Raw genomic sequence first — 23,093 nt, forward strand, 5'->3', positions numbered from 1 at the left:
GTTCTCGGGGAGTGACAACCCGGCACCATTCTCCGTTTGCCGGTCGAAATCGATTATAGACAGCGGCCTTACCCCCACCAGTGCTGTTTCAAGCATTTACAACAAATACAAAGATATCGGCGACTTTACGCGGTGTTCGTGACGGAAGCTGAATCGCATGACACATAGTGGTGCTCAAGCCTCTTCACCAAGCGCTGCCAGCTGATCGGCCTGGTGTTCCGAGGCAAGTGCCGACAGCAGTTCATCCATGTCGCCGTCCATGATCATGTCGATCTTGTACAGGGTCAGGTTGATGCGGTGGTCGGTCACGCGCCCCTGCGGGAAGTTGTAGGTGCGGATGCGGTCGCTGCGGTCGCCCGAGCCGATCAGGTTGCGCCGCGTGCTGGCCTCCTTCGCCTGGGCGGCGCGCGTCTGCATGTCCTTGATGCGGGCGGCGAGCACCTTCATCGCCTTGTCCTTGTTGCGGTGCTGGCTGCGGTCGTCCTGGCACTCGACCACGATGCCGGTCGGCAGGTGGGTCAGGCGCACCGCGGAATCGGTCTTGTTGACGTGCTGGCCGCCCGCGCCCGAGGCGCGGAAGGTGTCGATGCGCAGGTCGGACGGGTTGATCTCGACCTCGCCCACTTCATCGGCTTCGGGCATCACCGCGACCGTGCAGGCCGAAGTGTGGATGCGGCCCTGGGCCTCGGTGGCCGGCACGCGCTGCACGCGGTGGCCGCCCGATTCGAACTTCAGCCTGGAAAATGCCGCATCGCCGGCAATCCGCACGATCACTTCCTTGTAGCCGCCGAGGTCCGATTCCGATTCGCTCATGACTTCGACCTGCCAGCGCTGGCGTTCGGCGTAGCGCGTGTACATGCGCAGCAGGTCGGCGGCGAACAGCGCGCTTTCCTCGCCGCCGGTGCCGGCGCGGATTTCCAGCAGCAGGTTGCGGTCGTCGTTGGGGTCCTTGGGCAGCAGCAGGCGCTGCAGGCTGGCCTCCAGCGCTTCGAGCCGCGCGCGCGCGCTGGCGATCTCGTCGGCGGCAAAGTCCTTCATCTCCGGATCGTCCAGCAGCGCCTGCGCGGTGGCCAGGTCGTCCTGGGCCTGGCGGTACTGCCCGTATTGCTCGGCCACCGGCGACAGCTCGGCATGCTCGCGGCTGAGCTTGCGGTACTGGTCGATCCTGGCGGTCGCGTCTTCGCGCGCGAGCAGGGCGTTGACTTCATCGAGTCGCTCGGCCAGTTGGTCGAGCTTGGCAAGCATGCTGGCTTTCATCGGGGGCGGACAGGATTGGGTGGGCCGGGCCGCGCGCAAGACAGGGGCGGCGGCGATGGCATGCCCGGCGCGGCGCGCCGGCGGCTGGGCGAGCGCGGCTAGCGCTCGGAGTGGCTGCTGTGGCGGAACAGGCCCGGCACCAGGCGCAGCAGCGCCTCGCGGTCCTCGCCCTGGGTGTGGTTCAGCGCGTGCGTGGGGCCGTGCAGGAACTTGCGGGTCAGCGCGCCGGAGAGGGCCTCGAGCACGGCTTCGGGGTCGTCGCCGCGCGCCAGCATGCGGCGCGCGCGTTCCAGCTCGGCCTGGCGGATGGCCTCGCCGCTGGTCTGCAGCTCGCGGATGACCGGCACCACGCTGCGGGTTTCCAGCCAGTGCATGAAGTTCTGCACCCGGCTTTCGATAATGGCCTCGGCCTGCGCCACCGCGGCCTGGCGCATCGCGTTGCCTTCGCGCACGATCGCGCCGAGATCGTCGACGGTGTACAGGAAGACGTCGTCCAGGCGCGCGACCTCGGGCTCGACGTCGCGTGGCACGGCCAGGTCGACCATCATGATCGGGCGGTGCTTGCGGCGTTTGACCGCGCGCTCCACCGCGCCCAGGCCGATGATCGGCAGCGAGCTGGCGGTGCAGGACACCACGATGTCGAATTCATGCAGGCGCTCACCCAGGTCCGTCAGGCGGATCGCGTTGGCGGTCAGGCCCTGGCCGGAAAGCTGTTCGGCGAGCTTTTCGCCGCGTTCCACGGTGCGGTTCGCCACCACGATCTGGCGCGGCTGCTGCGCGGCGAAGTGCGTCGCGCACAGTTCGATCATCTCGCCCGCGCCGATAAACAGCACTCGCTGGGTCGAGACGCTTTCAAAGATCCGCTGCGCCAGCCGTACCGCGGCCGCGGCCATCGACACCGAATGCGCGCCGATCTCGGTCTGGCCGCGCACTTCCTTGGCCACCGCGAAGGTGCGCTGGAACAGTTGGTTCAGGTACGTGCCCAGCGAGCCGGCTTCGCCGGCCGTGCGCACGGCGTCCTTGAGCTGGCCCAGGATCTGGGTTTCTCCCAGCACCATCGAATCCAGGCCGCTGGCCACGCGGAAGGCATGGCGCACGGCTTCGGACTGCGGCAGCGCGTACAGGTGCGGGGCCAGTTCGCCGGCCGGCACGTTGTGGTGCTGCGACAGCCAGTGCAGGGTGTGCTCGAAACCATCCGTGCCCGGCGTCAGGACGTCGGTTGCGCAATAGATCTCGGTGCGGTTGCAGGTGGACAGGATGGCGGCTTCGGTGCCGCTGCGCCCCGACAGGTGGGAGCGCAGCGCACCCAGCGCGGGCTTGATCTGCTCGAGCGGAAACGCCACCCGCTCGCGCAGCGAGACAGGTGCCGTGGTGTGATTGATGCCGATCGCGAGCAGTTGCATTTGTAGGGGACGGATACGGCCCGGAGCGTGGCCGGGCCGAATGTCATTATACCGCCGGGATCGCTAATTGCAGGCGCAGGGCCGCGGTGGGTGGCAGCGGCCCCGGATTGCAGTATCGTTACGCCGCAGCCTTTTCGGTTGTGATGCTGACAACACAGGAGACGCGGATGCTGGGCACCTTGATCGTGGGTTTGCTGGTGGGGCTGGCGGCGCGCCGGCTGCATCCGGCAGGGCGCGTGGTGACCCTGCCGGCCGCGCTGGTGCTGGGCGCGGCGGGTGCGGCGGGCGCATTCTACGGTGGCCGGGCGCTGCACCTGTTTGTCGACGGGCAGCTCGGCAGCTGGCTGGCGGTGATCGCCGGCCCGGCGCTGCTGGTGGGGTTCTGGGGCGCGGTGCGGCCGCGCGGACGGTAAAAACAGAACTGACGGCCCGGTCGGGAATCTGCACGCGGTTTGATCGCGGTCAGATGCGCGCCGGGCCCCGGCTCAGGCCCTGGCCGCCAGCAGCCGGCGCAGCACGCCGCTGGAATAGTGGCTGGCCACGTCGGTAAGAAATGCCGAAAAGTCCACATGCGCGGTATCGTCGGCGCGGTCCGAAATGGTCCGCATGACCGCGTACGGCACGCCATATTCATGGCAGACCTGCGCCACCGCGGCGCCTTCCATCTCCACCGCCAGCAGTCCGGGCAGGCGCTCGCGCAACTCCGCCACCGCGGCGGGCGAGCCGATGAACTGGTCGCCGCTGGCGATCATGCCCTGGTGCAGCGCCGGAGAGGCGACCCCAAAACGTTCGCGCACCTCGCGCGGCACCTCGACGGCCAGGTCCTGCCGCAGGAAGTCCGCGGCGGCGGCATGCAGTTCGGCGGTCAGTGCCGGATCGGCCGGGAATTCGGCGCGGTCCAGCAGCGGCACCTCGTGGCGCCCGAAGAACGGGCGCGCGTCCAGGTCATGCTGGATGGTGCGGTCGGCAATGACGATGTCGCCTACCTGGGTATCGGCCCCGACACCGCCGGCCAGCCCGGTAAAGACAATCTGCTTCGCCCCGAACTCGCGGATCAGCGTGACCGTGGTGGCCGACGCCGCCACCTTGCCCATGCGCGCCAGCACCAGCACGCATGGCTGCCCGTACAGATGGCCGGCGTAGTAGTCGCGCATGCCGATGGTACGCACGGTGGCGCGGCTGTCGTCATGGCGCATGGCGGCCACCAGGCCATCGACTTCATCATGGATGGCGGCAAGGATTCCGAGAGTCATGGAGCGGGAAAGCGTGAAAAGCCACAGCATACCGGCCCGCGCAGGTCCGGCATAGATTTGAGCGCGACCGCACCGCCCCCTCCCACGCAACAGGTGCGGCCCCCGCTTCGCTTTGCTAAAGTCCCCGTCATCTCGGCACGTAAGGACACTTACATGCAAGGCACACCCACCGCAGGCGGCGAGCAAGGCGAACGACGGGCCATCCGCCGGGCCCTGGCCCACTGGCGCGCACTCGGGCGCCTGGCGCCGGCCGGCGTCGCCGCGCCCTGGGCGCGCACCGAACCGGTCGCCACCGACTGGCGCCGCTGGCTGGACACGGCACTGATGGCGCTGGGCACCGCGCTGCTGTGCGCCGGCGTGATCGTGTTCTTCGCCTTCAACTGGCAGGATCTGCACAAGTTTTCCAAGTTCGGCCTGCTGGCCGGCGCGCTCACGCTGCTTGCCGGTTTTGCCTGGCTGCGCCCGGCTGGCGACACCGCGGGCCGCGCCGCGCTCGGCGGCGCGCAGGTACTGGCCGGCGTGCTGCTGGCGGTGATCGGGCAGACCTACCAGACCGGCGCCGATGCCTGGCAGCTGTTCGCGCTGTGGGCGCTGCTGGCGGTGCCCTGGGCGCTGGCGGCGCGCGCGGCGCCGCACTGGTGGCTGGCGATCGTGGTCGGCAACGTGGCGCTGCTGCGCTACTTCAGCATCCGCTTCGGCATGGAGGGCGTGTTCGCGTTGCTGTTCGACGCGCGCTATATGCGTACCGCCTCGCTGGCGCTGCTGGGCGCGGTCATGCTGCAGCTGGCACTGTGGGAGCTGCTGTGCGCCCGGGCGCCGGCACTGGGCTTTCGCGGGCAGACCGGCAGCCGCATGCTGGCCGCGCTGGCCTGCGTGCACGCCGGCTCGCTGGGGCTGGCCAGCCTGCTGGGCAGCCATTTCGATGGCGCCGCCTTCACGCTGGCGGTGGTGGTGCTGGCCGCCCTGATCTGGTGGTTCCGCCAGCGCGCCTTCGACATCGTGGTGCTGAGCCTGGCCTGCCTGACCGGCATCGTGCTGGCGGTGGCCGCGATCGCCAAGGTGCTGTTCGAAGGCAAGGGCGATTTCGGCGCCTTCCTGCTGCTCGGTCTGGTGACCATCGGCCTGGCCGCCGGCGCGGCTGCCTGGCTGATGCGTGCCTGGCGCAGCCAACTGGAGCAGGCATGACCAACATACCGCGCACCGAGCAACAACTCTGGCAGCAGCTCGCCGCCCGCGGCGAGGTTCAGGGCGAGCCGCCCGCGCACATCGATACCCCCTGGGCCGTGCGCTGCCTGATGGGCGCGGCGGGGTGGCTGGGCGCCTTGTTCTTCCAGTCCTTCCTGGTCGGCACGGTCTTCGTCGCCGCGCGCGAGAACGGCATCGCCATGGCACTGACCGGCCTGGCCATGATCGCGCTGGCCGCGCTGCTGTACTGGCGCGGCGGCGGCATCGCCGCGGGGCAGTTCGCGCTGGCCGTGAGCCTGAGCGGACAGGGCATGGCCGTGTTCGGGCTGAGCGAGGCGCTGGGCTTCATGCGCGTCACCGAGAGCGCGGGCTTCTGGGCCGGTCTGGCACTGTTCGAGGCCGCGCTGGCGTTGCTCGTGCCCAACCGGCTGCACCGGTCGTTGTGCGGGCTGGGCGCATGGATCGGGCTGGCAGGCGCTGTGCATCTTGTCCTGGCCGGCAGTGAGCCAAAGGACTGGCTGCTGCTGACGTGGTCCCTCGGCTGGCTGGTGCCGCTTGGCTGCGCGCTGGTGGTGGGCTTCACGCTGGCGGAATCCAGCCTGTGCGCGGCAGGCCGCCACACGCTGCTGGAACCGCTGGCCGACGCGACCCTGCTGTTCACGCTGGCGGTCGCGCTGCTCGTCACCGGCATGAGCCATCCGCTGGCCTGGCTGGGCAGCCCGGCAGCCGCGCACATCCCGCTGGCGCACTGGGTCGCGGGCGCACTGGCCACGCTGGTGCTGGCCGGGTTTGCGCTGGCCGAATGCCGCCGCCTGGCACTGAGCCCCGCCATGCAGGGCGCCGTCCTTGCCGGCCTGGTGGCCTTCGGTGCGCTGATGGCGGCCGCGCCCGCCGTGGTGGCCGGCGTGCTCGTGCTGGGGCTGGCCCTGCGGCGCGCGTCGATGCCGTGGCTGGGCCTGGGCATCGCCAGCATCGCCATCGGCTTCATCTGGTATTACTCGGCGCTGCACTGGACCCTGCTGGCCAAGTCCGGCACGCTCGCCGCAGCCGGCGTGCTGCTGCTGGCCGGCCGCTACTGGCTGCTGGGCCGCACCGAGATGGAGGCCGCATGAAACGCTGGATCCTGATCGCCTGGGCCCTGACCCTGGCACTGGCCGCCGCCGGCATCGCCGGCAAGGAGCGCCTGCTGGCGCGCGGCGACACCGTCCTCCTCAAGCTCGCCCCGGTCGACCCGCGCTCGCTGATGCAGGGCGACTACATGGCCTTGAACTTCGACATCGGCAACCGGATCCGCGCCGCGCAGACGCGCGATGACCGGCCGCCCCGCGACGGCGTGGCCGTGATCCGCCGCGACAAGCAGGGCTTGGCCAGCTTCGTGCGCGTACACGGCGGCGAGCCGCTGGCGGCGGGCGAACAACTGCTGCGCTACCAGATCGCCCGCTCGCGCTGGGGCGGCATGCAGGTGCAGGTGTCGACCGATGCGTATTTCTTCCAGGAGGGGCAGGGCGAGCGGTTTGCGCAGGCCGGGTATGGGGAATTCCGCGTGGGGGCGGACGGGCAGGCGCTGCTGGTGGGGTTACGGGGGAGGGGGATGGAGAAGTTGTGAGGTCCCCTGTCCTGCCAGATCAAATTCGAATGCAATCGTCAATGCAGGGCTTCAGCTGCCAATAGAATGGCCATCGAAATCATCAATCCGCCACCCAAGATATTGAATAACCTTAGCCTCTTCCCGTTGAATAGTGTGCTCGAACTCGCGACATGGGCGGCGGCGACCCACGCCGCATCGATGACTAGTCCCAGGCCAATCGGTATCAGTGAAAAACCCAGCAAATAGAGGATAGGGCTGTCCGCCCCGTCGCTCATAAAGCTCGGGACGATCGAGCCAAACATAATCAGCGCTTTCGGATTGGTCGAACCCACGATGATTCCTGCAAGCAATGATTGCCGGCTTTTCTTGGGGGTGCTTTCTCCTCCTGCCAGCATAGGCCTGGAAAAGAACAGATATTGAAAGCCGATGCCCAGTAAGACCAAGGCGCCTAGCAACCGAATGAAAATCAAAGCGTGGCCGGAGCGCATAAGCAGTGAGCCGATTCCGATCGCTACGATCACAGCAACGCAATAGGTTCCGATCGCATTGCCGATCACACCTCGCAACGCATTTCTCCGTCCTACTGCTATCGTTTGCCCGATAAGAAACATGATGCTCGGACCTGGAATGGCAATCAGCACAGCGGAGGTCAGCGCGAGCCCCAGGACGCCGTTGAATGCATTTGGCTCTAAAAGCATGGATAGTCCTTTCTATCGACACTGAATCAGGTCTCGCTCATCAACGAGCAATTGTCCGGACCAGCATGGAGATCCTCAGGATGCATACTGGGCAACGCCGGAGGAAGTGAAAGTGGGAGGAATCCCGAAAGCAGCACTGAAATTTCCGAACTTGTTTGGGATGGGACTGTGCAAGATGGTGTGCACGGCACGTTGGTCGCGTGCTGGCAACTGCCCAAGGCGAGGCGGCCGAGCGGTGCTGAACCATCGTCCGCTACCCTGAAAAAGAAAAAAGCCCAGCAGTGGCTGGGCTTCCTGGTTGGTTACGGGATGTCGTGAGACATCCCGTAACAACAGCTCTGGCGTCAGACGTTGAACAGGAAGTTCATCACATCCCCATCCTTCACCACATACTCCTTGCCTTCCGCCCGCATCTTGCCGGCTTCCTTGGCGCCGGTCTCGCCCTTGAAGCCAATGAAGTCTTCATAGGCGATGGTCTGCGCGCGGATGAAGCCGCGTTCGAAGTCGGTGTGGATCACGCCGGCCGCCTTGGGGGCGGTGTCGCCGACGTGGATGGTCCAGGCGCGCACTTCCTTGACGCCGGCGGTGAAGTAGGTCTGCAGGCCGAGCAGCTTGAAGCCGGCGCGGATTACGCGGTCCAGGCCGGGTTCTTCCATGCCCAGGTCGGCCAGGAATTCGGCCTTGTCGGCGTCGTCCAGGTCGGCTATCTCGGCTTCGATGGCGGCGCAGACGGAGACCACGGGAGAATCCGTCTGCTTGGCGTGCGCGCGCACGGCGTCCAGGTGCGGGTTGTTCTCGAAGCCGTCTTCACGCACGTTGGCGACGTACATGGTCGGCTTGGCGGTGATCAGGCAGAACGGGCGGATGGCTTCCCACTCTTCCGGGGCCAGGTCCAGGGTGCGCACGGCCTTGGCCTGGTCGAGCACGGCCTGGGCCTTTTCCAGCACGGCGACCAGCCGCTGGGCTTCCTTGTCGCCGGCGCGGGCCGGCTTGATGTAGCGGGCCAGGGCCTTTTCGACGGTAGCCAGGTCGGCCAGCGCGAGTTCGGTGTTGATGACTTCGATATCTGACAGCGGGTCGACCTTGCCGGCCACGTGGATCACGTTGTCATCCTCGAAGCAGCGCACCACGTGGGTGATGGCGTCGCATTCGCGGATATTGGCCAGGAACTGGTTGCCCAGGCCTTCACCCTTGGAGGCACCCGCCACCAGGCCGGCGATATCGACGAACTCGACCGTGGCCGGCAGGATGCGCTCAGGCTTGACGATCTCGGCCAGCTTGCCGAGCCTCGGGTCCGGCACTTCGACCACGCCCACGTTGGGCTCGATGGTGCAGAACGGGTAGTTTTCGGCGGCGATGCCGGCCTTGGTCAGGGCATTGAACAGCGTGGACTTGCCGACGTTGGGCAGGCCGACGATGCCGCATTGGAGGCTCATGGTGTTGTCTTAGGAATCAATGGGTTGCGTGATGCGGGGCCCGTGCCGCCAAGCCTGCGACAGGCGCGGATCGCACTACAACCGGGACTGCATCAGGGCGAGACAAAGACATCACATCGCGCTGGCTCAACGATGTTGTGCGAGTTTTGCCACGGAAAACCGCGATTGTAACCCTTTCAGGCGCCGGAATTGGCAGATGGGCGGCGAAGGCAGGCCGCGGGTTGGCGGCGTTTGCGGATGATCCGGGCCGGCACCAGCAGGAAAGCGGGGCCGGCCAGCAAAACAAGACGGCCAAGGTTTCAAGCTTGGCCGTGCATTGCGATCTGGCGCTCGATTGAGTCCTGTGCGATCAGGCTCCGTCAGTAAACGCGTCTCTCTTGTCCGTGGTCTTTGCGCCGTCCGTGAACATGTCGCGCTTGTCGATCACGCGTGCGCCATCGGTGAAGGTGTCGCGGGCGTCGGTCGTGCGCGCTCCATCGGTATACACATCAAACCTCGAAGCCTTCGCGCCGTCTGTGTAGACATCGCGAGGACCGGTGCCCCCGAATGCCGGGCCAACGATCCCAATGCTGGCGGCGGCAATCAAAAATGTTGCTTTAAGCATTTTTCCACCTCCCTTCAGGTGGTTAGTTCCCCGGCGTGAAACATTTCGTTTCAATATAGCCCTGCACCTGACCGGCCGCGGACCGCCATACGCATTGTTTTGTTCTAAGCCTTATGACCGGAAGATATAAGGGCCGGCCGGGAAGGGCATGCTGCTTGCGGCGCTTGCCCTGCATTGTCGGGCGGGTCTGCTTGCCTTGCGTCAGCCGCCGGGCGTGGGCCCGGACGGGCCACAGAGTGACGTGGCTATAATCCAGCCATGACCCGATCCCACGCGTCCGCGCGCCCGTCCGCGCGCAACTCCTCCGCTTTCCAGGTTGCTGTCGTCGGCGGCGGCATCGTCGGCAAGTCCTGCGCGCTGCTGCTGGCCCAGCAGGGCATGGACGTGGCGCTGGTCGCGCCGAAGCCGCCCCGCGCCAGCGGCCGCACGGCGGCCGGGCCGGATGACTGGGACAGCCGCATCTACGCCTTCTCGGCCAGCTCGCACGCGCTGCTGGAGCGCATGCGCGTGTGGGAAGCGCTGGACCCGGCGCGGATCCAGCCGGTGCGCGACATGCGCGTGTTCGGCGATGTCAGCGCGGCCGAGACGTCGCCGACCCTGGACGGGGACCTGCATTTCTCGGCCTACGCCGCCGCGGTGCCGCAGCTGGCCTGGATCATCGAATCCGGCCACGTCGAGCGCGCGCTGGACACGGCGCTGGGCTTCCAGCACCAGGTGACCTGGCAGGACGCCACCGCAAGCGCGTTCGAGCGCGATCCGGACGGCGTCACGCTGACCCTGGCCAATGGCGAGAAGCTGCGCACGGCCTGCGTGGTCGGCGCCGACGGCGCGCGCTCCTGGCTGCGCCAGCAATGCCATATCGGCGTCAGCACGCGCAAGTACCGCCAGCTGGGCGTGGTCGCCAATTTCGCCTGCGAGCGCCCGCACCAGGAAACGGCGTGGCAGTGGTTCCTGGGCGCGCCGGAAAAGCTGATGGCCGACGAGGAGCCCGCCAACGGCGAAGTGCTGGCGATGCTGCCGCTGCCGGACAACCATGTGTCGATGGTCTGGTCCGCCGACGAGGCCCACGCGCGCGAGCTGCTGGCACTGTCGCCCGAGGCCCTGGCCGCCACCGTGATGCAGGGTGCCAGCGGCGCGGTTGGCGCGCAGTTCGGCGCGCTGCGCTGCGTGACCCCCGCGCAGGGCTTCCCGCTGGTGCTGCAGCGTGCCGACCACTTCGTGCAGCCGCACATGGCGCTGGTGGGCGACGCCGCGCATGTGGTGCATCCGCTGGCCGGGCAGGGCATGAACCTGGGCCTGCGCGATGTCGCGGAACTTGGCCGCGTGATGGCCGACAAAGAATCTTTCCGCAGCGAGGGCGACCTGCGCCTGCTGCGCCGTTACGAGCGTGCCCGCGCCACCGATCTGTTGTCGCTGACCGCGGCCACCGACGGACTGCACCGGCTGTTCTCGCTGCCCGGCGGCGTGGCGCGCGTGGTGCGCAACACCGGCATGCGCGCGGTCGGCGGGCAGTCCTTGCTCAAGCGCTTCCTGATCGGGCGCGCGCTCGGCTGACCGCTGCCGGGCCCACGATCCGACCCTTCTACCGAATACTCTGGAGTCCACATGTTCCAAATCCTGCGCCGCCGCCCCGCCACGAGCGCCGCGATCACCGCCATCGTCGGCGGGCTGGCCGCGGCGGGCTTTGCGCTGCATGCCATGGCAGCGGGCGAGCCCGGCACCGACCGCATCAAGGAGTCGCTGCAGAAGATGCTGGGCGCCCGCGCCGAAGTGAAGAGCGTCAGCAAGACCCCGGTGCCGGGCCTGTTCGAGGCCAATATCGGCGGGCAGGTGGTCTACACCGATGCCTCGGGCCGCTACATCCTGAACGGCGAGATGATCGACACCCGCACCGGCACCAACCTGACCGAGGAGCGGCTGGCCGAGATCAACCGCATCAAGTGGTCGGACCTGCCGCTGGCGCGCGCGATCAAGTGGACCAAGGGCGATGGCAGCCGCCAGGTGGCGGTGTTCTCCGACCCCAACTGCGGCTACTGCAAGCGCATCGAGCAGACCTTCCAGCAGATGGACAACATCACCGTGTACACCTTCCTGTACCCGGTGCTGTCGCCGGATTCGGAAACCAAGGCCAAGCAGGTCTGGTGCGCGTCCGACCGCACCAAGGCCTGGCGCGACTGGATGCTCAAGCAGGTGGCGCTGAGCGGCAACGGCAGCTGCAAGACCCCGCTGGAAGAGAACCTGGCGCTGGGCCACAGCCTGAATATCAACGGCACGCCTGCTGTGTTCTTCACGGACGGCACCCGCATCCCGGGCGCGGCCGACGTCGCCACGCTGGAACGCAAGCTCGCCAGCCTCAAGAAATAAGCGCGCGCCGGACCTGTCCCGGCCTGATCGACGGCCGGACTTGTCCGGCCGTTCTGCTTTCTGCCATTCCCGATATTCCATGCGATCGCCGCCAGGCGACAAAGGAGACACCATGACCTTCCAGGCATTGCTGCTGACCCAGGCCGACGGCGCCACCCAGGCCAGCGTCGCCACGCTCGACGACACGCAGCTTCCCGCCGATGGCGACGTGCTGGTCGCCGTCGACTATTCCACCATCAACTTCAAGGACGGGCTGGCGATCACGGGCCGCTCGCCGGTGGTGCGAAAGTGGCCGATGGTGGCGGGCATCGACGGTGCCGGCACGGTGCTGGAATCCGCGCACCCGCGCTGGCAGGCCGGCGACAAGGTGGTGCTCAACGGCTATGGCGTGGGCGAGACGCACTGGGGCTGCCTGGCGCAGCGCGCGCGGCTGAAGGGCGACTGGCTGGTGCGCCTGCCCGGCGCCTTCACCACGCGCCAGGCCATGGCGATCGGCACCGCGGGCTATACCGCGATGCTGTCGGTGCTGGCGCTGGAGCGCGGCGGCGTCAACGGCCCGGTGCGCCCGGGCGATGGCGAGGTGCTGGTGACCGGCGCCTCGGGCGGGGTGGGGACGGTGGCGATCTCGCTGCTGAGCAGGCTGGGCTACAAGGTGGTGGCCTCGACCGGGAAGACCAAAGAAGCTGACTTCCTGAAGGCGCTGGGCGCCGACGAAGTGATCGACCGCGCCGAGCTGGGCGTGCCCGGCAAGCCGCTGCAGAAAGAACGCTGGGCCGCGGTGGTCGACTCGGTCGGCTCGCACACGCTGGTCAATGCCTGCGCGCAGGTGCGCTACGGCGGCGTGGTGACCGCGTGCGGGCTGGCGCAGGGCCTGGACTTCCCGGGGTCGGTGGCGCCGTTCATCCTGCGCGGCATTACGCTGCACGGCATCGACAGCGTGATGGCGGCGATGCCGCTGCGCGAGCAGGCCTGGCAGCGGCTGGCCAGCGACCTGGAACCGGACCGGCTCAACGCGCTGACGCGCGAGATCGGCCTGGGCGATGCGATCGAGGCAGGCCGCAGGATCATGGAAGGCGGCATGCGCGGGCGCGTGGTGGTGGATGTGAATCGCGGCTGATCGCGCGCGACAGTCGCCTTGCTGCAAAACTGCGTTGGCACCGACCGTATGTGCCGACGTTACAATCCCGCCCATGACGCCGATCCGCTACGCCATCGCCCCGCTTCAGCCTGAAGCGCACCTGTTTGCCGTCACCGTCACCGTGAGCGAGCCCGATCCCGCCGGCCAGCGTTTCTCGCTGCCGGCCTGGATCCCGGGCAGCTACATGATCCGGGACTTCGCGCGCAATATCGTGCGCATCCGTGCCGATGCGGGCGGGCGCGCGGTCAAGCTGACCAAGCTCGACAAGCAGAGCTGGCAGGCCGCGCCGATCAGCGTTGCCGACGGCCCGCTGACGCTCAGCTACGAGGTCTATGCCTGGGACCTGTCGGTGCGCGCCGCACACCTGGACAACACCCACGGCTTCTTCAACGGCAGCTCGGTGTTCCTGCGCGTGGACGGGCAGGCCGGGCAGCCCTGCACCGTCGATATCCATGCGCCGGCGGGCGAGGCCTACCGCGACTGGCGCGTGGCCACCGCCATGCGCGAGGCGCCGGGCCGCGCTGGCGCGAAGCGCTACGGCTTCGGCCGCTACCAGGTGGCCGACTACGATGAGCTGGTCGACCATCCGGTCGAGATGGGCACCTTCCAGCTGGCCAGCTTCCGCGCCTGCGGCGCGCAGCACGACGTGGTCTTCACCGGGCGCGTGCCGCAGCTCGACCTCGAGCGCGTCTGCCGCGACCTGAAGCGCATCTGCGAGACGCAGATCCGGCTGTTCGAGCCCAAGACCGCGCAGGCGCCGTTCCTGGACAGCAACCGCCGCTATGTCTTCATGACGATGGTCACCACCGACGGCTACGGCGGCCTGGAGCACCGCGCCAGCACGGCGCTGATCTGTGCGCGCAATGACCTGCCGGTGCGCGGCATGAGTGACAACGGCGACACCAGCGAGGGTTACCGTACCTTCCTCGGGCTGTGCAGCCACGAGTATTTCCACACCTGGAACGTCAAGCGCATCAAGCCGGCCGCGTTCGTGCCGTACCGGCTGGCCGAGGAAACCTACACGCCACTGCTGTGGCTGTTCGAGGGCTTCACCAGCTACTACGACGACCTGGTGCTGGTGCGCTCGGGCTGCGTCACCGATGAACAGTACCTCGAGATGCTGGCCAAGACCTGGAACGGCGTGCTGCGCGGCAGCGGCCGCACCAAGCAGAGCGTGGCGGAAAGCTCCTTCGACGCCTGGACCAAGTACTACCGCCAGGACGAGAACGCCCCCAATGCCATCGTCAGCTACTACACCAAGGGTTCGCTGGTGGCGCTGGCGCTGGACCTGACCATCCGCGACAAGACCCGCGGGCGGCGCTCGCTGGACGATGTCATGCGCGCGCTGTGGCGCCGCTACGGCCGCGGCTTCTATGCGCCGGGCGCGGTGCAGCGCGGCGTGACCGAGGCCGAGGTCCATGCGCTGTTCGATGAAGTCACCGGCCTGCGCATGGGGCCGCTGCTGCGCTCGCTGACCGAAGGCACCGGCGAGCTGCCGCTGCCGGGGCTGTTCAAGGTGTTCGGCGTCAAGGCCGAGGCGCAGAAGCCGGCGCGCACCGCGGCGCTGGGGATCAAGGTCAAGACCGAGGACGGCTGGGTGCGCGTCAGCCAGGTGCTGGACGGCGGCGCGGCGCAGGCCGCGGGCCTGTCCGCGGGCGACCTGCTGGTGGCCGTCGACGGCCTGCGCGTGGCGCCGGGCCAGCTCGACAAGCTGCTGGCGCGCTACCGCACCGGCGACCGGATCGCGGTGCACGCCTTCCGGCGCGATGAGCTGCAGACCTTGCCGGTGACGCTGGCGCGCGAGCCGGCGGCGCAGTTCAAGGTCAAGCTTGAGAGTGGGCGGCACGCGGCACGCTCGCGCTGGCTGGGCCAGTGAACTAGTCTTCCGCAGCCACACCCGCCACCGCAGTCCATCGCCCCCACTGCATGCAATACGCGCACGATCCCCGCACCTTCCTGTATTCGCACTACGTCTACCGGGGGCTGCGTTCGGCCACGGGCGTGATCGGCGCCACGCTGATCGCGCTGCACTTCAGCGACCTGCCCACCGCGATGGTGGTGTCGATGGGGGCGCTGTGCACCAGCCTGATGGACCTGCCCAGCCCGCTGAACCACAAGTTCAACGAGATGCTGGCCAGCGTGCTGCTGTGCAGCGTGGTCACGCTGGTGGTGGCGCTGGCCACGCCGTTCGCGCGCGTGATGCCGTTCCTGCTGGTGCTGGTGACGTTCCTGGCCGGCATGATGACGGTGTACGGCAACAAGACGCTGCCGCTGCAGTTCGCGGCGCTGTTCGTGATGACCCTCACGATCAACGAAGACTTCCTGGTGCGGCGCGCGCTGGAGCACGCGGCGCTGTTCAGCATCGGCGCGGTCGCCTACCTGGGCTACGCCATGCTGGTGAGCTGGATCACCGAGCGCCGCACCAAGCAGCAGGTGCTGGCCGAATCGTTGTACGAGCTGGCCGGCTATCTCGAGATCAAGGCCGGCTTCTATGATGCCGGCAACGACTACGAGGCCCAGTTCAACCAGCTGGTGCGCCAGCAGATCGTGGTGGCCGAGCGCCAGCAGGCCGCGCGCGACCTGGTGCTGCGCGGCAACCGCACCCCGTACGACGGGCTGCTGGTGCAGGTGCATATGCGCATGCTCGACCTGTACGAGTACATCCTGTCGACCAACACCGACTATCCGCTCTTGCGCCAGACCTTCGGCGGCACGCCGGTGCTGGACCACCTGCGCGGGCTGGTGGTGCTGATGTGCAAGGATGTGGAAGAGATCGCCTACGAGGTCACGCGCGGCCGCGCCTCGTACGCCACGGTGGAGTACCGCCAGGGCCTGCGCGCGGTCGAGGCCGAGATCGCGCAGCTGCGCCACCACCATATCAACCCGGCGGCGATGACGGCGCTGGTCGAGACGCTCGACATGATGCGCGGCGCGATCACGCTGGTCGGCCAGCTGCACGAGGCCTCGCGCACGCCGGTGGAGCCGTCCAGGGTGCTGCCCGGCTCCGACATGACGCCGTTCCTGACGCGCCAGAAGTATGAGTTCAGCGTGCTGCGCGACAACCTGAAATGGCGTTCGCCGGCGTTCCGCTTCTCGCTGCGGATCTCGATGGCGGTGGCGCTGGGGCTGTGGATCGCCGAGCACGTGCCCTATGTGTCGCACAGCTACTGGATCCTGCTGACCATCATCGTCATCCTGAAGCCCAACTTCAGCATGACCAAGCAGCGCTACAACGACCGCGTGATCGGCACGCTGATCGGCTGCGTGGTCTCGGTCGCAATCCTGAAGGTGGTACACCAGCCGCTGATCCTGCTGGGCGTGCTGTTCCTGTCGCTGGTGGCCAGCGCCGCGTTCGTGACCATCAAGTACCGCTACACCGCGATTGCCGCCTGCATCCAGGTACTGATCCAGATCCACCTGCTGATGCCGAACAGTCCCACCGTGGCTGGCGAACGGCTGGTGGATACGGTGATCGGCGGCATCATTGCCTCGCTGTTCAGCTTTGTGCTGCCGAGCTGGGAATACCGCGCCATTCCCAAGCTGGTGGAAGCCGTGCTGCAGGCCAACCGCCGCTATATCGGCGCCACGCGCGACCTGCTGCTGCGCCGGGCCAAGGACGACTTTGCCTACCGTGTGCAGCGCAAGCAGTTCATGGACAACCTGTCGGCACTGATCTCGTCGTTCCAGCGCATGCTGGACGAGCCCAAGAGCCGGCACCGCGCGGTGGACAACCTGAACCGCTTTATCGTGCAGAACTACCTGGTGGCGGCGCACGTGGCGGCGGCGCGCATCCAGGTGCGCCAGCACTATGGCGAGCTCGATATCCCGGCTGCCGAAGCCGCGATCGAGCAGGCCACCGAGGCGGCCAGCCACAGCCTGCAGGTGGCCAGCGAGCGGCTGCATGCCGATGAGCGGGGCGGTGGCCGCGGCGCGGGCTTTATCCGCGGCGGGAAGACGCCGGCGGAACGGACGGAGGCGGCGCCTGTGGCTGCGGACAAGCGGGAAGGGACCCTCGACGGCACCGTCAGCAACGAAGTCGCGGAGGCCGCCGAGGATGCCGCCGCCGAACGCCGCGCGCGCCTGGCCGATTCGGCCGACAAGCGCCGCACCGACGTGCTGGTGCACGCCGCCGCCGCCGGCGAATCCAGCCACGAGGCCGGCCCCACCGCCAGCTCAACCGGCCGGTCGGCCAACGCGGTGCTGGACCGCCGCCTGCGCGCGTTGCGCGAGGACGCGGCCAAGATCGCACTGCGCACGGGGGCGATCGGACGCGCCATGCGCGCACGCGCCTGAGCGCCCCGGGGCCGGTCAGTCTTCGGCTGACTGCGCTTCGGGCAGCTCTTCCTCAGGCAGCGTCAGCATGCCGCTGTTGTAGCTGTATTCGTAGATCTCGCCATAGCGTCCCCAGCCGATCGCCACGCTCAGCACGCGCTCGGCCTCGGCCGGCTTCAGGAACTGCTCCAGTTCGTTCAGCACCTGTTCCTCGCGGATCTCGCCGGCTTCGCTTGCCACCAGTTCGCGGCGGATATGCGCGGCCAGCGCGATGTTGCCCAGCAGTTGCTGGCCGAACATCACTTTGCGCTGCTGCGGCTCGGCGGCGTACCACGCACGGCCGGCATGGGTGACGGCGATGTCGCCGCGCTCGATCGAGACCAGTTGCACCAGCTGCAACGCCTCGCATGCGGGCAGCAGTTCGTCGTCGGTGAGGCCGGCTTCGTCGGCCAGGTGGGGCAGGTCGGCACGGCCGTCGAAGGGCGCCTCGCACAGCAGGTCGAGGATGGCTTCCATCTGGCTGATGTCGGCCTCCGGCAGCCGGTAGCCGATCTGGCGCGCGGGCGCTTGCGCGGGCAGCCGCGCTTCGACGGCGGGGGCGGTCATCAGCGCGTAGATCTCGTCGACCAGCGCGCGCACCTGCGCGCTGTCGCGGTTGCGCGGGCGCGGCAGTGCCACCCGCACCTCGGCGCGGATGCGGCCCGGGTCGCTCGACAGGATCACGATGCGGTCGGCCATCATCACCGCCTCTTCGATATTGTGCGAGACGATCAGGATGCTCCGGATGTTGGCGCGGCCGCTTTCCCACAGCGCCAGCATCTCGTCGCGCAGGGTCTCGCCGGTCAGCACGTCCAGTGCCGAGAAGGCCTCGTCCATCAGCAGCAGGTCCGGCTCGGTCACCAGCGCGCGCGCAATGCCGACGCGCTGGCGCATGCCGCCCGACAGCTCGCGCGGCAGCGCGCTGTTGAAGCCGGCCAGCCCGATCATGTCGATCGCGGCCTCGGCGCGGCGCTCGCGCTCGGCCTTGGGCACGCCCTGCGCTTCCAGTCCCAGTTCGACGTTCTGCTGCACAGTCAGCCACGGGAACAGCGCGAACGACTGGAACACCATGGCGATGCCCTCGGCAGTGCCGGCCAGGCGCTCGCCGCGAAAACGCACGTCGCCGCGATCGGCGCCGACCAGCCCGGCCATGATGCGCAACAGCGTGGACTTGCCCGAGCCGGACTTGCCCAGCATGGCGACGATCTCGCCCTCGCGCAGCGTCAGGTCCACGCCTTCGAGCACGGAGCGGTCGCTCTGGCTGGCGGTGCGGAAGATCTTGCCGACGCCGCGCAGTTCGATCACGGCGGGCGCGGCAGCGGTAGCGGTATGGTTCTCGGCCATGATTGCCTTACAAGCGGGTGCGCTCTTGCGCGAGTTGATACAGGCGGTTCCACAGCAGCCGGTTGAAGCCGACCACGAACAGCGCCATCACCACGATGCCCAGCGCAATGCGCGGGAAGTCGCCGCGCGCGGTGGTCTCGGCGATATAGCTGCCCAGCCCGGTGGCGACGATGGTGCGGTCGCCCCAGGTCACGTACTCGGACACGATACTGGCGTTCCACGAGCCGCCGGCGGCCGTCACCAGCCCGGTCAGCAGGCTGGGGAAGACCGCGGGGATCAGGAAGCGCTTCCACAGTAGCCAGCCGCGCAGCCCGAAGTTGCGCGCCGCCAGCTTCAGCTCGGTAGGGATGCCGGAGGCCCCCGCGACCACATTGAACAGGATGTACCACTGCGTGCCGAAGATCAGCAGCGGGCTCAGCCAGATCTCCGGGTTCAGCCCGAAGCGCACGATCAGCATCACCGCCAGCGGAAACATCAGGTTGGCCGGGAAGGCGGCCAGGAACTGTGCCACCGGCTGGGCAACACGCGCCAGGTCCGGGTTCAGGCCGATGCGGATGCCGATCGGCACCCACACCAGCGCCGCCAGGGCGATCAGCACCACCACGCGCACCATGGTGATGGTGCCGAGCCACAATACATGGCCGACTTCGGCCAGCCCCACTTCGCTGTGCACGAAGTAACCCACGCGCAGCAGCGCGGCCAGCGCCACCAGTATGATCACGGCGTCGCGCAGGCGGCCGAACCACTGCGCGCGGCGCGGGTTCTCCGGCCGCGCCGGAGCCTGCCCGCGGCGCGCGCCCCACGCGAGCGTGCGTTCGGCCAGCGCCGCCGTACGCGTCAGCAGCGCGCCCGTCCACACCGAGCGGCGCAGCAGGTCCAGCAGCCACGACTCTGGCTGCTTGTCCTGCGCCAGCGTCTCGAAGCGGAAGCGGTCGGCCCACGCCACCAGCGGGCGGAACAGCAGCTGGTCGTACAGCAGGATGCCCAGCAGCATCGCCAGGATGGCCCAGCCGATCGCGGCCAGATTCTTCTGCAGGATCGCCAGCGCGATGTAGGAGCCGATGCCGGGCAGGCGGATATCGTGGCCCGACACCGAGATCGCCTCGGACGCCACCACGAAGAACCAGCCGCCGGACATCGACATCATCATGTTCCACAGCAGCCCGGGCATGGCGAACGGCACTTCCAGCCGCCAGAAGCGTTGCCACGGCGACAGCCGGAACATGACCGCGGCCTCAAGCAGGTCGCCCGGAATGGTGCGGAACGACTGGTACAGGCTGAACGCCATGTTCCACGCCTGCGAGGTAAAGATGGCGAAGATGGCCGCACATTCCACCCCGGCGAGATTGCCGGGGAACAGGGCGATAAAGCCGGTCACGGTGATCGACAGGAAGCCCAGCACCGGGATCGACTGCAGGATGTCCAGTGCAGGCACCAGCACCTTCTCCGCCGTGCGGCTCTTGGACGCCAGCGCGGCAAAGGCCAGCGAAAACAGCAGCGACGCCGCCAGCGCCGCCAGCATGCGGATGCTGGTGCGCATCAGATAGTAGGGCAGGTAGGCCACGTCCAGGTGCACCGCCAGCTGCTGGTCGGGGTGGAACGGGGCATTCATCTGCTGCGCGGCGAACGCGACCATCACGATCACGGCCAGGATGATCGGCAGCAGTGCCAGGTCGAAGCGGTTGGGCGGCGCGCGCAGCAGCTGGCTGTCATAGCCAGGGGCGGGCGGGGCCGCGCTGTGGTCGGCGGGTGGCATCATGGGCGCTTCTCGGGCTTGTATCGAGCTTGGATGGCGGGGCTGGTAACCCGGCCCTGGTTCGCGGCCCCGGCGGACAATGGCAAAGCCCGCATGCCGCCGGCTTCACGCCGGGCGGCGCGCATCTCTTTGTAACGCCCGGCATGGCGGTCTAGTTTACTTGGTGTGGATGACACTTCGCGCATGCTGCCGGCGTGCGCCCGGAGGAAAGAGCCATGAAGAAGGAAACCTGGCGCCTGGTCGCGCATGGACGTGTGCAGGGCGTGGGCTACCGCGCTGCCTGCGCCGACGCGGCGGACGACCTGGAGCTTGGCGGCTGGGTGCGCAACCGGACCGACGGCACGGTCGAGGTGATGGCGCACGGTACGGTCAGGCAGCTCGAAGCCCTGCAGGCATGGATGGAAAAGGGCCCGCCGGCGGCGCAAGTGACGTTTGTCGAGGTCGGGCCAGGGGAAGGGGAATTCGGCGGCTTCGAGTTCCGGCCGACGATTTAAGGGATCAGGCGGTAGTCCAGTCGACCGGCGTGCGGCCGTTCGCTTCCAGCCAGCGGTTGGCTTCGCGGAAGTGGCCGCAGCCCAGGAATCCCCGGTGCGCCGACAGCGGCGACGGATGCGGCGCTTCCAGCACGCAGTGACCGGCGCCCAGCAGCGGCTTCTTGGCCTGCGCGTGGCTGCCCCACAGCATGAACACCAGGTTCTGCCGGCTGGCGGCGAGGCTCTGGATCAGGCAATCGGTGACGGCTTCCCAGCCGCGCCGCGCATGGCTGGCGGCCTGGCCCTGTTCCACCGTCAGCACGGTGTTGAGCAGCAGCACGCCCTGGCGCGCCCAGCCTTCCAGGTTGCCGGAGGTACGCGGAGCACCGTTGCCGTGCGCGCCGAACTCGGCGGCGATTTCCTTGAAGATATTGCGCAGGCTGGGCGGCACCTTGATGCCTTCCGGTACCGAGAACGCCAGCCCGTGCGCCTGCGGCAGCTCCACGCCGCCGACCGTGCCGGTGCCGTGATAGGGGTCCTGGCCCAGGATCACCACCTTGACCGCGTCGGGCGGCGTCAGGTGCAGGGCGTGGAAGACATGGTGCGGGAACACCGGCTTGCCGGCGGCACGTTCGCCGTCGACAAAGGCGGCCAGCTCCTGCCACGCCGGCACGCGGATGCATGGGTCCATCAGCGCGCGCCAGGCCGCGGGCAGGGCGTCGGCCTGGGCCTGCAGGCTGGCGGCAGGGGACGGTTCGCCGGGGGCGGGGGAGACTTCGGCGGCGAAGAGATCGGCTTGCATGCGTGAGGATAGCTTGGCGGGAAAACCGCGATTATGACGCCTTGCCCTCGGCGATTCCCGCCAGGCGGTAGCCGCGGGCGGCTTTGCTGAGGTCCGAGGGCGTGAGCGCGGCAACGGTGGCCAGCCGCGCGGCAAAGGCGCGCAGGGCATCGGCCGCGTGGGCGGCGTCACCGTCCAGCCATTCCAGTTCGAGTTCCTGGATGCGCTCCTGTGCGGCGCTGGCGGGCGCGGTGATACTGCCGGTGTCGAGCGCGGCTTCGATGCGCGCGCCGTCCTGCGTGACCAGCCAGGTGCGGCGCACGAAGTCGGTGCGGAACACCGGGGCCAGCCGGCCGGCCAGCGGTGCCAGCACGGCCTGCGCCTCGGCGGCGAAGCGCTGCAGGTCGATGGCCTCGCCGGCGATCTCGGTTTCCCACTCATTCCGCGTGGCCAGGCCGCTTTGGCTGCTGCCGGCAGTCTTCAGTGTCTGCAGCCATTGCGCGCCCTTGCGGCGCAGCCGCAGCGCGGCGCGCGCCTGCGCCAGGTTGCGTTCCGGGGTGTCGAGGTAGACGTTGAGCAGCGTGGCTTCGCCCTGCGGGGCGCCGTTGGCGTCGAGCCAGGCGGCCAGCGGGGCCAGGGCGTCGTCGGGGACGGCCAGTTTGAGTTCGATTTCCTGGGCCATCGCTCAGGCAAACAACCGCGCCAGCTCCACACCCGGGTCCGGTGCGCGCATGAACGCTTCACCGACCAGGAAGGCATGCACATCGGCATCGCGCATGCGTTTCACATCGGCCGGCCCGAGGATGCCGGATTCGGTCACCACCAGCTTGTCGGCAGGCATGTGCGGCAGCAGGTCCAGGGTGTTGTCCAGCGACACCTCGAAGGTGCGCAGGTTGCGGTTGTTCACGCCCAGCAGCGGGGTCTTCAGGCGCAGGGCCGCGTCGAGCTCGTCGTCGCCATGCACTTCCACCAGCACGTCCATGCCGAGCTCAAGCGCACAGGCTTCCAGGTCGGCCATCAGGCCCGGGTCCAGCGCGGCGACGATCAGCAGGATGCAGTCGGCGCCCCAGGTGCGCGCTTCGTAGACCTGGTACAGGTCGACCATGAAGTCCTTGCGCAGGGCAGGCAGCGGGCAGGCGCCGCGCGCGCGCTTCAGGTAGTCGGCGTGGCCCTGGAAGAAGTTCACGTCGGTCAGCACCGACAGGCAGGCGGCGCCATGGCTGGCGTAGCTTTCGGCAATCGCCTCGGGCACGAAGTGTTCGCGCAGCACGCCCTTGGACGGCGATGCCTTCTTGACCTCGGCGATCACGCCGGCGTCGCCGGCGGTGATCTTCTCGCGCAGCGCGCGCGCGAAGCCGCGCGGGGCGAGGCCGGCCTCGCTGCGCAGGCTTTCGGCCTCGGCGCGCAGGCTGGGCAGGTCGCGCTTCTTGCGCGCGGCGGCGACTTCATCGGCCTTCACGGCCAGGATCTTTTGCAGGATGTCGGACATAAGGCGTTCCGCC

At 68.2% G+C, this 23,093-nt stretch carries 21 protein-coding genes; 10 read left to right on the forward strand and 11 right to left on the reverse strand.

Annotated elements, in window-relative coordinates:
* Nucleotides 1-174 precede the first annotated feature (174 nt).
* Nucleotides 175-1,257, reverse strand: a complete 1,083-nt coding sequence (gene prfA / locus ACZ5MJ_RS00880) for a peptide chain release factor 1 (RefSeq protein ID WP_432258422.1) — start codon at nt 1,255-1,257, stop codon at nt 175-177.
* A 98-nt stretch (nt 1,258-1,355) separates the two neighbouring features.
* Nucleotides 1,356-2,660 carry a glutamyl-tRNA reductase gene (gene hemA / locus ACZ5MJ_RS00885; protein WP_078198035.1) on the reverse strand — a complete coding sequence of 435 codons (1,305 nt, stop codon included), beginning with the start codon at nt 2,658-2,660 and terminating at the stop codon, nt 1,356-1,358.
* A 167-nt stretch (nt 2,661-2,827) separates the two neighbouring features.
* Here hemA and ACZ5MJ_RS00890 point away from each other — a divergent pair, with 167 nt between their 5' ends.
* Nucleotides 2,828-3,073 carry a hypothetical protein gene (locus tag ACZ5MJ_RS00890; protein WP_432258421.1) on the forward strand — a complete coding sequence of 82 codons (246 nt, stop codon included), beginning with the start codon at nt 2,828-2,830 and terminating at the stop codon, nt 3,071-3,073.
* Nucleotides 3,074-3,145: 72 nt separating this feature from the next.
* Here ACZ5MJ_RS00890 and ACZ5MJ_RS00895 read toward each other — a convergent pair whose 3' ends face one another.
* Entirely contained in the window at nt 3,146-3,913 is a 768-nt protein-coding gene (locus ACZ5MJ_RS00895; RefSeq protein ID WP_464221690.1) for a 5'-methylthioadenosine/adenosylhomocysteine nucleosidase, read from the reverse strand.
* Between the two features lie 153 nt (nt 3,914-4,066).
* On the opposite strand from ACZ5MJ_RS00895, the gene ACZ5MJ_RS00900 reads away from it, so the two are divergent.
* From ACZ5MJ_RS00900 to ACZ5MJ_RS00910, 3 genes are read left to right on the forward strand one after another with little or no spacing between them, the layout of a single operon-like run.
* Nucleotides 4,067-5,098, forward strand: a complete 1,032-nt coding sequence (locus ACZ5MJ_RS00900; RefSeq protein WP_464221692.1) for a DUF2157 domain-containing protein — start codon at nt 4,067-4,069, stop codon at nt 5,096-5,098.
* Nucleotides 5,095-6,210, forward strand: coding sequence for a DUF4401 domain-containing protein (locus ACZ5MJ_RS00905; RefSeq protein ID WP_464221693.1), 1,116 nt, complete (start codon nt 5,095-5,097; stop codon nt 6,208-6,210). The genes ACZ5MJ_RS00900 and ACZ5MJ_RS00905 overlap by 4 nt, the downstream gene beginning before the upstream one ends.
* Complete coding sequence (locus ACZ5MJ_RS00910; RefSeq protein WP_464221695.1) at nt 6,207-6,704, forward strand: GDYXXLXY domain-containing protein; 498 nt, start codon at nt 6,207-6,209, stop codon at nt 6,702-6,704. The genes ACZ5MJ_RS00905 and ACZ5MJ_RS00910 overlap by 4 nt, the downstream gene beginning before the upstream one ends.
* 38 nt (nt 6,705-6,742) lie before the next feature.
* Here the strand turns inward: ACZ5MJ_RS00910 and ACZ5MJ_RS00915 are convergent, their stop codons facing one another.
* From ACZ5MJ_RS00915 to ACZ5MJ_RS00925, 3 genes are all read right to left on the reverse strand, one after another.
* Nucleotides 6,743-7,384: a LysE family translocator gene (locus ACZ5MJ_RS00915; RefSeq protein ID WP_464221696.1), complete on the reverse strand. Its 642-nt coding sequence runs from the start codon at nt 7,382-7,384 to the stop codon at nt 6,743-6,745.
* A 344-nt stretch (nt 7,385-7,728) separates the two neighbouring features.
* Complete coding sequence (gene ychF, locus ACZ5MJ_RS00920) at nt 7,729-8,820, reverse strand: redox-regulated ATPase YchF (RefSeq protein WP_464221697.1); 1,092 nt, start codon at nt 8,818-8,820, stop codon at nt 7,729-7,731.
* Between the two features lie 349 nt (nt 8,821-9,169).
* Nucleotides 9,170-9,424 carry a hypothetical protein gene (locus ACZ5MJ_RS00925; RefSeq protein ID WP_464221698.1) on the reverse strand — a complete coding sequence of 85 codons (255 nt, stop codon included), beginning with the start codon at nt 9,422-9,424 and terminating at the stop codon, nt 9,170-9,172.
* 258 nt (nt 9,425-9,682) lie between these two features.
* Between ACZ5MJ_RS00925 and ACZ5MJ_RS00930 the strand changes: the two genes are divergently transcribed.
* The 5 genes from ACZ5MJ_RS00930 (at nt 9,683) to ACZ5MJ_RS00950 (ending at nt 17,219) form a co-directional block, all read left to right on the forward strand.
* The gene (locus ACZ5MJ_RS00930; protein ID WP_464221699.1) at nt 9,683-10,978 is read left to right on the forward strand and encodes a UbiH/UbiF family hydroxylase; all 1,296 of its coding nucleotides are present in this window, start codon (nt 9,683-9,685) and stop codon (nt 10,976-10,978) included.
* A gap of 51 nt (nt 10,979-11,029) precedes the next feature.
* On the forward strand, nt 11,030-11,788 hold the full coding sequence (locus ACZ5MJ_RS00935; protein WP_464221700.1) for a DsbC family protein: 759 nt from the start codon (nt 11,030-11,032) through the stop codon (nt 11,786-11,788).
* A gap of 112 nt (nt 11,789-11,900) precedes the next feature.
* The gene (gene acuI / locus ACZ5MJ_RS00940) at nt 11,901-12,905 is read left to right on the forward strand and encodes an acrylyl-CoA reductase (NADPH) (RefSeq protein ID WP_464221702.1); all 1,005 of its coding nucleotides are present in this window, start codon (nt 11,901-11,903) and stop codon (nt 12,903-12,905) included.
* Nucleotides 12,906-12,978: 73 nt separating this feature from the next.
* On the forward strand, nt 12,979-14,802 hold the full coding sequence (locus ACZ5MJ_RS00945; RefSeq protein WP_464221703.1) for a M61 family metallopeptidase: 1,824 nt from the start codon (nt 12,979-12,981) through the stop codon (nt 14,800-14,802).
* A gap of 50 nt (nt 14,803-14,852) precedes the next feature.
* Nucleotides 14,853-17,219, forward strand: a complete 2,367-nt coding sequence (locus ACZ5MJ_RS00950) for an FUSC family protein (RefSeq protein WP_464221705.1) — start codon at nt 14,853-14,855, stop codon at nt 17,217-17,219.
* A gap of 15 nt (nt 17,220-17,234) precedes the next feature.
* On the opposite strand, the gene ACZ5MJ_RS00955 is transcribed toward ACZ5MJ_RS00950, so the two are convergent.
* Entirely contained in the window at nt 17,235-18,581 is a 1,347-nt protein-coding gene (locus tag ACZ5MJ_RS00955) for an ABC transporter ATP-binding protein (RefSeq protein WP_464221706.1), read from the reverse strand.
* A gap of 7 nt (nt 18,582-18,588) precedes the next feature.
* Nucleotides 18,589-20,340, reverse strand: coding sequence for an ABC transporter permease (locus ACZ5MJ_RS00960; protein WP_464221708.1), 1,752 nt, complete (start codon nt 20,338-20,340; stop codon nt 18,589-18,591).
* 212 nt (nt 20,341-20,552) lie between these two features.
* On the opposite strand from ACZ5MJ_RS00960, the gene ACZ5MJ_RS00965 reads away from it, so the two are divergent.
* A complete protein-coding gene (locus tag ACZ5MJ_RS00965) occupies nt 20,553-20,831 on the forward strand; it encodes an acylphosphatase (protein ID WP_464221710.1) in 279 nt (92 codons plus the stop codon).
* A 4-nt stretch (nt 20,832-20,835) separates the two neighbouring features.
* Here ACZ5MJ_RS00965 and ACZ5MJ_RS00970 read toward each other — a convergent pair whose 3' ends face one another.
* The 3 genes from ACZ5MJ_RS00970 to trpC are packed head-to-tail and all read right to left on the reverse strand — an operon-like array spanning nt 20,836 to nt 23,080.
* A complete protein-coding gene (locus ACZ5MJ_RS00970; protein ID WP_464221712.1) occupies nt 20,836-21,612 on the reverse strand; it encodes a uracil-DNA glycosylase in 777 nt (258 codons plus the stop codon).
* A gap of 31 nt (nt 21,613-21,643) precedes the next feature.
* Entirely contained in the window at nt 21,644-22,273 is a 630-nt protein-coding gene (locus ACZ5MJ_RS00975; protein ID WP_464221713.1) for a CYTH domain-containing protein, read from the reverse strand.
* A 3-nt stretch (nt 22,274-22,276) separates the two neighbouring features.
* Entirely contained in the window at nt 22,277-23,080 is an 804-nt protein-coding gene (trpC, locus tag ACZ5MJ_RS00980) for an indole-3-glycerol phosphate synthase TrpC (protein ID WP_464221715.1), read from the reverse strand.
* Nucleotides 23,081-23,093 lie beyond the last annotated feature (13 nt).

The sequence above is a fragment of the Cupriavidus sp. LA-1 genome, assembly GCF_055385985.1.

Excerpts from the sequence above, each read along its gene's own strand:
- ACZ5MJ_RS00950 (WP_464221705.1), top strand. The coding sequence starts at position 14,853 with ATGCAATACGCGCACGATCCCCGCACCTTCCTGTATTCGCACTACGTC.
- ACZ5MJ_RS00915 (WP_464221696.1), bottom strand. The coding sequence starts at position 7,384 with ATGCTTTTAGAGCCAAATGCATTCAACGGCGTCCTGGGGCTCGCGCTG.
- ACZ5MJ_RS00975 (WP_464221713.1), bottom strand. The coding sequence starts at position 22,273 with ATGGCCCAGGAAATCGAACTCAAACTGGCCGTCCCCGACGACGCCCTG.
- ACZ5MJ_RS00925 (WP_464221698.1), bottom strand. The coding sequence starts at position 9,424 with ATGCTTAAAGCAACATTTTTGATTGCCGCCGCCAGCATTGGGATCGTT.
- ACZ5MJ_RS00945 (WP_464221703.1), top strand. The coding sequence starts at position 12,979 with ATGACGCCGATCCGCTACGCCATCGCCCCGCTTCAGCCTGAAGCGCAC.
- ACZ5MJ_RS00970 (WP_464221712.1), bottom strand. The coding sequence starts at position 21,612 with ATGCAAGCCGATCTCTTCGCCGCCGAAGTCTCCCCCGCCCCCGGCGAA.
- ACZ5MJ_RS00895 (WP_464221690.1), bottom strand. The coding sequence starts at position 3,913 with ATGACTCTCGGAATCCTTGCCGCCATCCATGATGAAGTCGATGGCCTG.
- ACZ5MJ_RS00930 (WP_464221699.1), top strand. The coding sequence starts at position 9,683 with ATGACCCGATCCCACGCGTCCGCGCGCCCGTCCGCGCGCAACTCCTCC.
- ACZ5MJ_RS00900 (WP_464221692.1), top strand. The coding sequence starts at position 4,067 with ATGCAAGGCACACCCACCGCAGGCGGCGAGCAAGGCGAACGACGGGCC.
- ACZ5MJ_RS00905 (WP_464221693.1), top strand. The coding sequence starts at position 5,095 with ATGACCAACATACCGCGCACCGAGCAACAACTCTGGCAGCAGCTCGCC.
- acuI (WP_464221702.1), top strand. The coding sequence starts at position 11,901 with ATGACCTTCCAGGCATTGCTGCTGACCCAGGCCGACGGCGCCACCCAG.
- ychF (WP_464221697.1), bottom strand. The coding sequence starts at position 8,820 with ATGAGCCTCCAATGCGGCATCGTCGGCCTGCCCAACGTCGGCAAGTCC.
- hemA (WP_078198035.1), bottom strand. The coding sequence starts at position 2,660 with ATGCAACTGCTCGCGATCGGCATCAATCACACCACGGCACCTGTCTCG.
- trpC (WP_464221715.1), bottom strand. The coding sequence starts at position 23,080 with ATGTCCGACATCCTGCAAAAGATCCTGGCCGTGAAGGCCGATGAAGTC.
- ACZ5MJ_RS00890 (WP_432258421.1), top strand. The coding sequence starts at position 2,828 with ATGCTGGGCACCTTGATCGTGGGTTTGCTGGTGGGGCTGGCGGCGCGC.
- prfA (WP_432258422.1), bottom strand. The coding sequence starts at position 1,257 with ATGAAAGCCAGCATGCTTGCCAAGCTCGACCAACTGGCCGAGCGACTC.
- ACZ5MJ_RS00965 (WP_464221710.1), top strand. The coding sequence starts at position 20,553 with ATGAAGAAGGAAACCTGGCGCCTGGTCGCGCATGGACGTGTGCAGGGC.
- ACZ5MJ_RS00955 (WP_464221706.1), bottom strand. The coding sequence starts at position 18,581 with ATGGCCGAGAACCATACCGCTACCGCTGCCGCGCCCGCCGTGATCGAA.
- ACZ5MJ_RS00935 (WP_464221700.1), top strand. The coding sequence starts at position 11,030 with ATGTTCCAAATCCTGCGCCGCCGCCCCGCCACGAGCGCCGCGATCACC.
- ACZ5MJ_RS00960 (WP_464221708.1), bottom strand. The coding sequence starts at position 20,340 with ATGATGCCACCCGCCGACCACAGCGCGGCCCCGCCCGCCCCTGGCTAT.
- ACZ5MJ_RS00910 (WP_464221695.1), top strand. The coding sequence starts at position 6,207 with ATGAAACGCTGGATCCTGATCGCCTGGGCCCTGACCCTGGCACTGGCC.